11 protein-coding genes are annotated in these 11,665 nt (G+C 44.1%); 5 read left to right on the forward strand and 6 right to left on the reverse strand.

What is annotated here, in order from left to right:
* Window positions 1–200 precede the first annotated feature (200 nt).
* A complete protein-coding gene (locus B4K26_RS01765) occupies window positions 201–524 on the forward strand; it encodes an ArsR/SmtB family transcription factor (protein ID WP_296193983.1) in 324 nt (107 codons plus the stop codon).
* A 121-nt stretch (window positions 525–645) separates the two neighbouring features.
* Here B4K26_RS01765 and B4K26_RS01770 read toward each other — a convergent pair whose 3' ends face one another.
* The 5 genes from B4K26_RS01770 to B4K26_RS01790 form a co-directional block, all read right to left on the reverse strand.
* Window positions 646–1,368, reverse strand: coding sequence for a sulfate/molybdate ABC transporter ATP-binding protein (locus B4K26_RS01770; protein ID WP_313630935.1), 723 nt, complete (start codon window positions 1,366–1,368; stop codon window positions 646–648).
* 69 nt (window positions 1,369–1,437) lie between these two features.
* Entirely contained in the window at window positions 1,438–2,430 is a 993-nt protein-coding gene (gene cysW, locus B4K26_RS01775) for a sulfate ABC transporter permease subunit CysW (protein WP_296243170.1), read from the reverse strand.
* Window positions 2,430–3,314 (reverse strand): sulfate ABC transporter permease subunit CysT, encoded by an 885-nt coding sequence (gene cysT, locus B4K26_RS01780; RefSeq protein WP_296243171.1) that lies wholly within the window; start codon window positions 3,312–3,314, stop codon window positions 2,430–2,432. Before cysT ends, cysW begins: the two co-directional genes overlap by 1 nt.
* Window positions 3,315–3,536: 222 nt before the next feature.
* Window positions 3,537–4,640, reverse strand: coding sequence for a sulfate ABC transporter substrate-binding protein (locus B4K26_RS01785; protein WP_296243172.1), 1,104 nt, complete (start codon window positions 4,638–4,640; stop codon window positions 3,537–3,539).
* A gap of 248 nt (window positions 4,641–4,888) precedes the next feature.
* Window positions 4,889–5,935: a sulfate ABC transporter substrate-binding protein gene (locus B4K26_RS01790; RefSeq protein WP_296243184.1), complete on the reverse strand. Its 1,047-nt coding sequence runs from the start codon at window positions 5,933–5,935 to the stop codon at window positions 4,889–4,891.
* A 562-nt stretch (window positions 5,936–6,497) separates the two neighbouring features.
* On the opposite strand from B4K26_RS01790, the gene B4K26_RS01795 reads away from it, so the two are divergent.
* Window positions 6,498–6,965, forward strand: coding sequence for a hypothetical protein (locus tag B4K26_RS01795; protein WP_296243173.1), 468 nt, complete (start codon window positions 6,498–6,500; stop codon window positions 6,963–6,965).
* 112 nt (window positions 6,966–7,077) lie between these two features.
* Here the strand turns inward: B4K26_RS01795 and sat are convergent, their stop codons facing one another.
* Window positions 7,078–8,331: a sulfate adenylyltransferase gene (sat, locus tag B4K26_RS01800; protein ID WP_296243174.1), complete on the reverse strand. Its 1,254-nt coding sequence runs from the start codon at window positions 8,329–8,331 to the stop codon at window positions 7,078–7,080.
* Window positions 8,332–8,595: 264 nt separating this feature from the next.
* Here sat and B4K26_RS01805 point away from each other — a divergent pair, with 264 nt between their 5' ends.
* The 3 genes from B4K26_RS01805 to B4K26_RS01815 all read left to right on the forward strand — a co-directional run bounded on the left by B4K26_RS01805 (window position 8,596) and on the right by B4K26_RS01815 (window position 11,575).
* Window positions 8,596–10,281: a nitrite/sulfite reductase gene (locus B4K26_RS01805; protein ID WP_296243175.1), complete on the forward strand. Its 1,686-nt coding sequence runs from the start codon at window positions 8,596–8,598 to the stop codon at window positions 10,279–10,281.
* Entirely contained in the window at window positions 10,274–10,870 is a 597-nt protein-coding gene (locus B4K26_RS01810) for a DUF934 domain-containing protein (protein WP_296243176.1), read from the forward strand. The genes B4K26_RS01805 and B4K26_RS01810 overlap by 8 nt, the downstream gene beginning before the upstream one ends.
* Window positions 10,871–10,936: 66 nt before the next feature.
* On the forward strand, window positions 10,937–11,575 hold the full coding sequence (locus B4K26_RS01815) for a phosphoadenosine phosphosulfate reductase family protein (RefSeq protein WP_296243177.1): 639 nt from the start codon (window positions 10,937–10,939) through the stop codon (window positions 11,573–11,575).
* Window positions 11,576–11,665 lie beyond the last annotated feature (90 nt).

Here is an 11,665-nt window from a genome sequence, read left to right on the forward strand (position 1 = left end):
ACTGTATCGCTTCTAAAGTGAATCGCCTATATTACGCTTATTTAATTCATGTAACTAAATATAGTTGTTCATGTAACCTTAAAGTACCAAAGGTAGTAAAATGGCGACGAACTGCATATTTGCTCATTTTTTAATCGATTTTATGGAAAACTGCTGTTATATTGACCCCCTATTAACTAAATCTATATTGGAATTGTTCTATGTCTAATAATAATTCTACGATACAACCGCTTGAGTTGTTTAAGGTATTGTCTGACCCCACACGCTTAAAGATTTTCCAAATCTTATTCAATAAAGAGTCACGTTGCGTTGGTGAGTTAGTAGAAATACTGGACCAACCGCAGCCGACTATCTCGCGTCACTTGAATCATTTGAAAAAGCTGGGTATTTTAAGCTGTGTTCGTGATGGGACGTGGATGTGGTATGAAGTGTCTGATGATTTGCCAGAATGGTGCCAAGATATTTTGGAAATCACCTATAAGCAAATATCGACCAGAGATGTCAACATGCCAAAGCCTGCTTAATGCTCAAACAAGTAAGCTAAGAAAGGCTAACAACAAATAATTAAGCGCAAAAAAAGACCTATTATTGATAGGTCTTTTTTTGTTTTTAAGCGTTGTCTTAAAATACGCCTTTAAACCTAAATTAGACTAAGTCTAAAAAATCACTCACAAAGGCATTTGCTGGTTGATGAATCAGCTCCTCCGACGTCCCTACCTGCTCGACACGACCATGATTCATGACCACAATCTCATCCGATACCGCCCGCGCCTCTTCTTGGTCGTGGGTAACCATGATGCTCGTAATGCCAAGCTCGTGGTGGATATTTTTTAGCCAAGTGCGCAGCTCTTTACGTACCTTGGCATCTAGCGCGCCAAACGGCTCATCGAGTAATAATAATTTTGGCTTCACTGCTAAAGCACGTGCCAGCGCAATACGCTGACGCTGACCACCTGACAGCTGATGCGGATAGGCATTGGCAACTTGCGGCAGCTGTACTAGGTCTAGCAATTCAGTAACACGCTTATTGATATCCGCTTTACTCGGGCGCTCATTCTTCGGTAGCAAGGTTAAGCCAAAGCCGACATTATCGGCAATGTTTTTGTGGCGAAATAACGCATAGTGCTGAAACATAAAGCCGATATGGCGCTTTTGCACCGGTGTATTGGTGACATCGAGCTCATCAAATAATATCTGTCCAGAGTCCGCGTACTCTAAACCCGCAATGATACGCAGCAAGGTGGTTTTACCGCAGCCTGACGGACCAAGCAACGTCGTCAACTTGCCCGTTGGTACGGTGATATTGATATCATCTAAGGCGGTAAAGTTACCGAATTTTTTATTAACGTTGCGAATCTCGATACTCATAATGGGTTCTCTTATTATATTTTTGGCTTAGCGTATGCTTTTCATGCTGACTAATTAGTAAAATAGCGCTTATAAATTGCCTGTGCTTTCCGCTAAAGTTGCATCTGTATCCTGCGATCTCTTAGCATCTTTAGTAGTTGGCGCATTGCTAGCATCACCAACATTAGCACTCACTGGTAGCTCAGGCGCACTGACTAGACGTTCAGATTTGGCAAATTTACGTTCTTGCAGCTTGGTCATCACTTGTTGGATCAGCAGCGTTACCAGTGCCAAGGCAGCCAGTAAGCTTGATAAAGCAAAGGCGGCAGTAAAGTTATAATCGTTATAAGCAATCTCAACCAGTAGCGGCATGGTGTTGGTCTCACCGCGAATATGGCCAGATACCACGCTCACCGCGCCAAACTCGCCCATTGCCCGCGCATTGGTCAAAATCAAACCATAAAGCAGCGCCCATTTGATATTTGGCAGTGTCACATGCCAAAAGGTTTGCCAACCGCTAGCGCCAAGCGTCAATGCCGCTTGTTCCTCAGAATCGCCTTGGGTCTGCATCAATGGTATCAGCTCACGAGCGACAAATGGAAAGGTCACAAATAACGTCGCTAAAATAATCCCCGGTACGGCATAAATGACCTGAAAACCCATACTTTCAAGCCAGCCGCCGATGCTAGAATTTAGCCCGAATAGCAATACAAACATCAATCCTGCAACCACGGGTGATACCGAAAACGGCAAATCAAGCAAGGTGGTCACCAACTGCTTACCTTTAAACTGATAACGGGTTACTAGCCACGCAATCGCAATGCCCATAACCATATTAATTGGCAACACGATAGCAGCAGTAACTAGAGTTAACTTAATTGCCTGTAAAGCTTCAGGGTCGACTAATGAGGCAATATACAACTGCCAGCCGTTTTTAAACGCCTCATAAAATACTGCCAGCAGCGGCACAACCAGCATACTCACCATGAATAATACCGCGATGGTGATAAAAGTACGGCGTACCCAGGGTGTGTCTTTGGTTGCCGCATTACTTTGGTAGTCGTAGCTATTAGAGATTTGCATTAGCGGGCTCCTACGCGGCGCGACAGCTTCCACTGTACGATATTAATGGTTAATAAAATTACAAAGGAAATCAGTAGCATAAATAGTGCAACGGCCGAGGCACCTTGTACATCGAACTGCTCAAGCTTACTGATGATAATCAGCGGCAAGATCTCAGACTGCATGGGAATATTACCAGCAATAAAAATCACCGAACCATACTCGCCTGTTGCACGAGCAAACATCATGCCAGCGCCCATCAGTAAAGCTGGTAATAGCTCGGGCAGAATCACCTTACGGAACGTGGTGAAGCGATTGGCGCCCAATACAGCGGCCGCTTCTTCAAATTCAACGGACAATTCAGCTAACACTGGCTGAACCGCGCGAACGATAAACGGAAAGCTTACCACTACTAATGCCAGCCAAATACCCAGTGGCGTAAAGGCGACTTGAATATCAAACTTGGCAAACCACTGCCCAATTAAGCCATTGGGTGCGTAAAGAGTAGCAAGGGAGATACCCGTAACGGCAGTCGGTAGTGCAAATGGCAAATCAACCAACGCATTAATCAGTGACTTACCCCAAAACTCGTAGCGTACCAGCACCCAAGCGACCAGAGTGCCAAACACCATATTCGTCAGCATCGCCAAAAAAGACATCCATAAGCTTAATTTAATAGCAGCGATGACTTGCGGCTGGGAAATGGTCTCCCAAAAGCCCGTCCAGCCCATTTGTGTGGTGGTATAGGCCATCATGGCAAACGGAAGCACTACCAGCAATGACAAGCTAAAGACCGTGATACCCATGCTTAGCCCAAACCCTGGAAGCACGTTGCGCTGACGCAAGCGGGTTAGCCAGCCTTTTTTATTGGCGGGTTTACTGGCAGAAGAAGTGGTTGCACTCATAGTGATGTCCTATTGCCTAACGGTTGGTACTTAATTACTGATCGTAAACACCAGTTTTTAACAAGTTTATTATTGCTCTGCTTAAGCGATAAAGGACACAGCGTAGGTAGCCATGTCCTTTATATACTTGGACGTTACTGTAAAACTGACTGGCTGAACGCCATTTAATAGCAAATTCCTATAAAATTCATAAGAGGTTCAATCAGTCAGTGTACTAGCGGCTTACTTTGGAGCATTAACGGCCAATTGATCGAATACACCGCCATCGCTGAAATAAGTTCCCATGATGTCATCCCAGGTGCCAAACGCATCATTTGGACGGAAAGTATCGATAGGTGGCAATTTATCGCTGTTTTTATCAAGAACGCTTTTTACGCTTGGGCGCAGATATAAGTTGGCTGCCAATTGCTGAGCAGGCTCGCTCCATAAGTAATCGAGATATGCTTTTGCTGCATCAGTCGTACCCTTTTTATCGGTCACTGTTTTGACAACAGCGACGGGGCTTTCAGATTTAATAGAATATTTCGGATAAACGATATCGACTTGACCTGCGCCAAAATCTTTCGCTGCTAAGTTGGCTTCGTTTTCAAAGGTGACCAAGACATCACCAATGCCGCGCTGAACAAACGTCGTCGTTGCCGCCCGGCCGCCATTCTCATAAACTTTGACGTTTTTAAGCATGTCTTTGACATAGTTTTTGGCCTTAGTTTCATCTTTATTAAACGCATGTAAACCGTAACCATACGCGCCCAAGAACGCATAACGACCGTTACCCGTGACTTTTGGGTTGGCCATCACAATCTCAACGCCATCTTTGGTCAAATCTTGCCAATCGTTGATGCCTTTTGGATTGTCTTTACGTACTAAGAAGACGATGGTACTGGTAAATGGCACAGCGTTGTCTGGGAATTTACTTTCCCAATCTGACTCAACCAAGCCTTTTTTCTCAAGCAGCTCAATGTCTGAGCCTTGGTTCATGGTTGCCACATCGGCTTGCAAACCGTTAGCGACTGACAATGCCTGCTTACTTGAGCCGCCATGGGATTGCTTGATTAAGATATTGCTGTCTGGGTGCTCGCTTTTATAGTGCTCAACGAATAATGGGTTGTAGTCTTTATAAAAGTCGCGTGCCACATCGTAAGAGACGTTTAACAGTTCAATATCTTGCCCCTCAGTAGTGGCTGGCGTGCCATCAGCGCTGGCAGTGGTTTCCGCCTGCTCATTGTTGCTACAGCCTGCGATACCCAACGTAAGCGCCACACCGGCGATACTTAGCGCGCTAAGCGTTTTGTTTTTATATTTATAACCTGTGGTATATGATGTCATGGCAGCCTCAAAAGGGATTATTGGTGAATGCAAGTATGCTAACAGCGCTATCTTATTATGTTTAATGATGAATATGCGTATGTTATTGCCAAAAGGGAATAAGGGAAGTTGAAATAGAAAATTATCAATAACTTAAACAAGCTAAGCAATAAATACTTTTCAAAGTTTTATCCATAACCGCTCTAACACCTAGCAAATTAGTACTTGAATCATTGAGAATTTCGTTTACAAAGACGTAAAGCCGTCCTCTACTTCACCTTTGCTAACTGATCAAAATGCCCACCATCGACAAAGAACGTCTGCATAATTTGCTTCCAAGAACCAAATACTGCGACTGGCTCAAAAGTTTCAATCTTAGGCAAGGTATCTTTGTGCGCGGCAAGTACCTCTGCATCGCTGGGACGCATATACATCTGAGCTATCAGCTCTTGCGCGGGTGTCGACCATAAGCCTGTTAGATAGTCATTTGCCGCCTCGGTTGTGCCTTTTTTATCGGTCACTGCTTTTACGACGGCCACTGGATTGGCAATCACAATCGAGTAGCTCGGATAAACAATATCGACTTGTCCTTTGGCAAACTGTTTGGCCGCCAAATGCGCTTCATTCTCTGTGGTGATTAACACATCACCAAGCCCGCGCTGGGTAAAGGTCGTGGTTGCAGCGCGCGCACCATTGTCATAGGTGATCACGTTTGCCAATAGATTTTTGATAAAATCATCGGTTTTGGCAGGACTTTTCACGTTTTCTTTAAAATGATGTAATCCGTAGCCATAAGCACCCAAAAAGGCATAACGCGCGGTGCCACTGGTCTTTGGATTTGGCATCACCACGGCGATGTCATTTCGTGCTAAGTCTGACCAATCTTTGATATTTTTAGGATTACCATTACGAACCAATAGCACCATAGTGCTGGTATAAGGAACGGCGTTATTTGGCAGAGCTTGCTGCCAATCTGTAGCTAATAAACCTTTTTCAACCAGCAAATTCATATCGCTTTCTTGATTTAGCGTGACGACGTCTGCCTGCAAACCATTGGCGACAGCCAGCGCTTGTTTGCTCGAGCCTCCATGCGATTGATTGATATTGACGTGAATATTTGGGTGTTTTTGCTGATAATTTGCATTAAACAGTGGGTTGTAGTCTTTATAAAAGTCGCGTGATACATCATAAGACACATTTAATAAATCAATATTTTTTGCCTCATTGGCTGCATCATTATTCAAATTGGCCTCGGTAGGATTACAGCCCGTTAGAAACACAGTCGCAGCAAGCACACTGCCAAGGCCAAAAACCATGCCAGTAAGCTGTGCGTTTATACTTTTAGGTTGATTAACTGCGCTGGCATTCTCAAAGCTATATTTATGAGACATTTTTTGACCGCTCTTTTTATTTGGTTGCATATCTACTCTCGATAATATGTGGCTCAATACTCATGTTGTTAGAAGCCGTGGGTTCAAAATAAGACGGGCTTTACAAAAAACCAGTCCCATCTTAAATTCGGTTCTATCGATAATAAGAGCTATGCTAGCAGCACGGCAGCCAAACGCTTAGTGACAAATCCGCTTATCGAGTTATTAACTTGGCATAAGTAATTTTATTAGTTATTCTACAATACTTATTTTTATGGAATTTTTTTGCAATATGGTAATAAGCAGACACTTTTAAGTAAGTTAAAGTATTGCTTGCTATATAGACGAGACTTTATAGAATCGATATTATCCCTTAGTTTTTTGTATATTAGGCGTTTCACTCATAATAGGTAGCCCGCTCTTTTTACTCACTTCCTTATTAAAGGTAATTCAATGATCAAGACTTCACCTCGTTATGCTCATAGCGCGCGTTTTTTTTACTGTCATTTTGACGACCTCTGCCGCCTTATTCTTAAGTGGTTGTCATAATCTGTCGTCAAATAACGATAACCAAACTGCACAGCAACCAGTAGCAGTCGCCACGCCAGCCATACAAGCAATCGTTGGCGATTATGCGTCAGAAGGTTATGCTAAGCGTGCGCAAGGTGATGATTGGGTTGGAGTGACGGTAAAAGCAGAGGGCGAAGAAAAGATTGCTATTAAAGTACGCGCCCGTAGCGATATAAAAAAACCGACCTGTCATTTTGACGGCCAGGCAACTTTAATGGGACAAGACAAAGCGCACGGTATTATTTTTCAAAGTAAAGTGAATGACAGTACGGCCTTTTTTCAGTTTAAAGACAATACCTTGAGCATTGATAGCCAAAACAAATATGCGCTGAATTATTTTTGTTCGGGTGGTGGTTCACTCGTTGGCGAATATAAAAAGCTGGCAGGAAAGCTAGAGCTGAATTAAAGGCTCTAGCGTTAAGAAGTTCTAAGGAAATACCAAGAAAGTTATATAAAAAGGTCAGATAATAAATCTAACCTTTTTATGGTTTAATGTTTAACCGTTCAATATTTAAGACTTATACCGCAGATGCGCCAACCAATTTCACCTCAGCACGGTCATCGATAGCGATTCCCGCATAATAATCGCGCAAAATCTGTAGCACTTCTGGACGGCTAAAGTTATCTGGGATTTCCTCGTCTTCTGATAGCGCTTTACGCAGCTTGGTTCCTGATACTTTGACATGCTCAGACGCTTCATGCGGGCAGGTTTTATCAGACGCCATCGCGTTACAAGCATTACACCAAAACGTCCAGCCAATTTTTAGCGGCTGCGTGATTAAATCGTCTTTTCCGACATAATTAAAAATAGCCTGCGCATCAAAGGCGCCATAATAATCACCAACGCCCGCGTGATCACGGCCGACAATCAGATGGCTACAGCCGTAGTTTTGGCGGAATACCGCATGTAGCAATGCCTCACGTGGTCCAGCATAACGCATGTCGAGCGGATAACCGGCTTGAATGACGGTGTCAGCTCTAAAGTAATTATCAATCAAGGTTTTAATCGCTTGTTGGCGCACTTCTGCTGGGATATCACCGGGTTTTAGTGCGCCGAGTAGTGAATGAATCAATACGCCATCGCAAATCTCGATAGCAATCTTGGCAAGGTATTCGTGCGAGCGGTGCATGGGATTGCGCGTTTGGAAGGCGGCAACGGTTTTCCAGCCTTTGGTATCCAAAATCTCGCGCGTTTCGCTCGGGGTTTTATAAATCTCAGGATATAAAGTTGGGAACTCGCCTTCGCTCAACACCTCAACGCTACCTGCGATATTGACCTCATCTTGATTGAGTACTTGCTGCACGCCTGGGTGCTCAGGGTCTGTCGTGGTAAATACTTTTTGGCATTCATAGGCTTTATCAATGCTATAAGTTTCTTCTACCGTCAAGATACCCATAATCTCACCATCTTGCGCGACCAACGCCACTTTATCGCCTTGATTTAAGCGGTCGGCGGTTGCTTTCGGCGCTGATAAGGTAATGGGAATCGGCCAAAACAAGCCAGCGTTGATCCCACTTTGCAAGCGCATATTATCAACCACGCCTTGCCAATCAGATTGATTCATAAAACCTTTTAACGGCGTGAAGCCACCAATTCCAAACATAATCAAATCACCGCGCTCACGAGAGCTTAGGGTGATAGTTGGCAAGGTGCTGGCGAATTTTAACGCCTGCTTGCGTGCCTCACCTTTTAACAATAAGGGTTTTAGCTCGCTGCTACCGTGCGGCGGAACGAGTTTTGATGGTTGTTGATTGGAGATGGTAGATGTCATTTTTAAAACCTTAATAGTGAAATAGATAGATTTTTCAGGAGAAATGATGGATTAAATTTAATAAACATAGGCTACCTAACTTTCGTTATGAAAATTTATGCTGTGTTTGGATATGGATATGTCTTAAAGGAATTTATCTTTAGAGAGTTGAGCTTATATGATGTAAAACTGAATTGTTTACCTTGCGATTGGCAATACAAGCGATCACACGCAAATCATTTTCGTCGCGGCTTTTTAAGTTAAAAACAAAATTGAGATTACGTCATGTATCAATATAATTACGCTGACCAAACCTTGGTAGAGGAACGAGTCGCCCAGTTTCGCGACCAAACCGAGCGTTTTTTGGCAGGTGAGCTGCCAGAAGAGCAGTTTTTACCGCTGCGTTTACAAAACGGGCTGTATATCCAGCGCTATGCACCGATGCTACGTATCGCCGTGCCCTATGGCTTGCTGGCAACCTATCAATTACGCAAATTGGCTGAGATTACCCGTAAATATGATAAAGGTTACGGCCACTTTACCACGCGTACCAATATGCAGCTGAACTGGCCAAAACTTGAAGAAGTGCCAGATATTTTGGCAGAATTGGCATCAGTGCAAATGCATTCGATCCAAACCTCGGGCAACTGTATCCGTAATACCACCACCGACCCTTATGCTGGTATTCATAAGGAAGAGATCGCCGATCCGCGTCCTTATTGTGAGATTATTCGTCAATGGTCAACCTTTCATCCGGAGTTTGCTTTTTTACCGCGTAAATTTAAAATTGCCGTGATTGGTACGGCGACAGATCGTGCGGCGACGCAAGTCCATGATATTGGGCTACATTTAAAGAAAAATGACGCAGGCGAGCTTGGCTTTGAGGTGATTGTCGGGGGCGGTCTTGGCCGTACGCCCGTGATCGGCAAAACCATTAATACATTCTTACCGCGCCAGCACCTGCTCAGCTATTTAGATGCGATTTTGCGTGTCTATAACCTGCATGGTCGCCGCGACAATAAATTCAAAGCGCGTATCAAGATATTGGTCGATAGCATGGGTGGCCCGGCGTTTGCCAAATTGGTCGATACCGAATGGGAAGCCAATATCAAAGATGGGTCGTTGACTTTGACCGATGCCAACTTTGCTAAAGCCAGCAGCTATTTTACCGAGCCTGATTACCTAAGCTTTGATGCACTACAGGTACAGTCGGACTTGCAGCAGCAACTAGAGGCTGATAAAGACTTTGCCAATTGGTATCAGCAAAATACTGTGGCGCATAAAATCGCAGGCTATCGCGCGGTGGTTATTTCATTAAAAGCGGGCTTGGTCGATGGTAAATATGTGCCCTCAGGTGATATTAGCGCCACGCAGATGGACGCCCTCGCCGACCTCGCTGACGAACATAGCTTTGGCGAGCTACGTGGTACTTATCAGCAAAATCTGGTCTTTGCCGATGTACAAACCAACCGTTTGTACGAGTTATGGCAGCAGCTGGCTGCACTACATTTGGCCCGTCCAAATATCAACACCCTAACCGATATGATCGTCTGCCCGGGCTGGGATTTTTGTTCGCTGGCCAATGCGACGACCCACAATATCGCCGAGCAAATCGAAAAGCAGTTTGATGATCTCGACTACCTTTATGACTTAGGTGAGATTCGCCTCAATATGTCTGGCTGTATGAATGCCTGCGCCCATCACCATACCGGCGATATCGGTATCCTTGGGGTCGATAAAAAAGGTGAATACTGGTATCAAATCAGCCTTGGCGGTAACTCTAGCAACGACGCCAAACTCGGTAAGATATTAGGCAAAGCTGTGCCGACCGATGCCGTAGCAACGACGATACAAAAGATAATCGACGTTTACTTAGAGCAGCGCGTCAGTAATGACAATGACGTCGAAGGCTTTGGTGACTTAGTTGATCGTATTGGTATTGCCCCTTTTAAGGAGAAGGTCTATGGCTAATCATCATGTGTTTACTAGCGATGGCATCGATATCAGTGAGACTGACACTTGGCTTGCGCTTAGCACTAATGAGCTACCTGACGGTATTACCCTGAGCGATATATCTTTGTTAGAGCTGCTGCAAAAACAAGAAAAACTCGAAGTCGTTTTACCGCTTGCTGATTTATTAGATGCTACAGGCAATATTGCAGGCGGACTATTACAACAAGTCCGTGAATTGTTAGCCGAGCATATTAGCCGTACAGGTGTCTGGGTGACGTCAGATAGCGATACCGAAGTGCTGACGCGTATTCCAGAGTTTTTATTACAGCAGGATTTGATTGTAATTCACGTTCCCGCTTTCACTGACGGACGCGGTTTTAGTTACGCCCAAACCTTACGCCAAATGGGCTATCAAGGTGAGATTCGAATGGCTGGCAAGTTTGGCCGCGATCAAATCGCCTATCTGCTACGCGCAGGCGCAGACAGTTTTGTGATAAGCGCGCATGACCTGCAGTCTATCTCTGATATCAGCCAAGCATTTAATGCGCTTGCCAGTAGTTATGACGGTCGTAACGCCGCCGACTTACCGATGTTTGCTGGTGCTTAATATTCATATTCACCACCATACTTATTATCAATCATTTTTATATTTTTCACCCTTAAGGAATCCATCATGAGCCAATTACACCCGAATTTAGATATCGATCAAGCTAATAAAGACTTGCAAGGTAAGTCACCTGAGCAGATTGTAGAATGGGCGCTTAGCCAAGCAAAAAACCCTATTATCACTACCAACTTCCGTCCTTATGAGTCCGCGATTTTGCATTTGGTTGCTAAACAGTGTCCTGATATCACGGTATTGTGGGTAGATTCGGGTTATAACACCGATGCCACCTATCAATTTGCTAATAAAGTCATTCGAGATTTGAACTTAAACGTCATCACTTATATTCCTAAGCAAACGGCTGCCTATCGTGACGCAACCATGAACGGTATCCCAGGGATTGATAATCCGCAGCATGATGAATTCACTGATCAAGTAAAACTTGAGCCATTTCGCCGTGCGCTAGATGAACTAAAACCTGATGTCTGGTTTAACGCCATTCGTAAAGACCAAACTGAATTCCGCCAAGGTCTTGATGTTTTAAGCTTATCAAAAGATGGCGTGTTAAAAGTTGCACCATTATTTGAAAAAACAGACGCGGATTTAGACGTGTATCTTGAAGAGCATGATTTGCCTAACGAGTTTGATTACTTTGATCCAACCAAAGTTGAAGAAAGCCGTGAATGTGGTTTGCATACGCAGCTATAATATTGCTGGCTTAATAAACCACTACTTTTGAACGTAAAAAGCCCTTTTATTATGTAAAAGGGCTTTTTATATTTAGATAACTTATAACTT

The organism is Psychrobacter sp. UBA6766 (assembly GCF_002453355.1).
In the GTDB taxonomy this organism is placed as follows: Bacteria; Pseudomonadota; Gammaproteobacteria; order Pseudomonadales; family Moraxellaceae; genus Psychrobacter.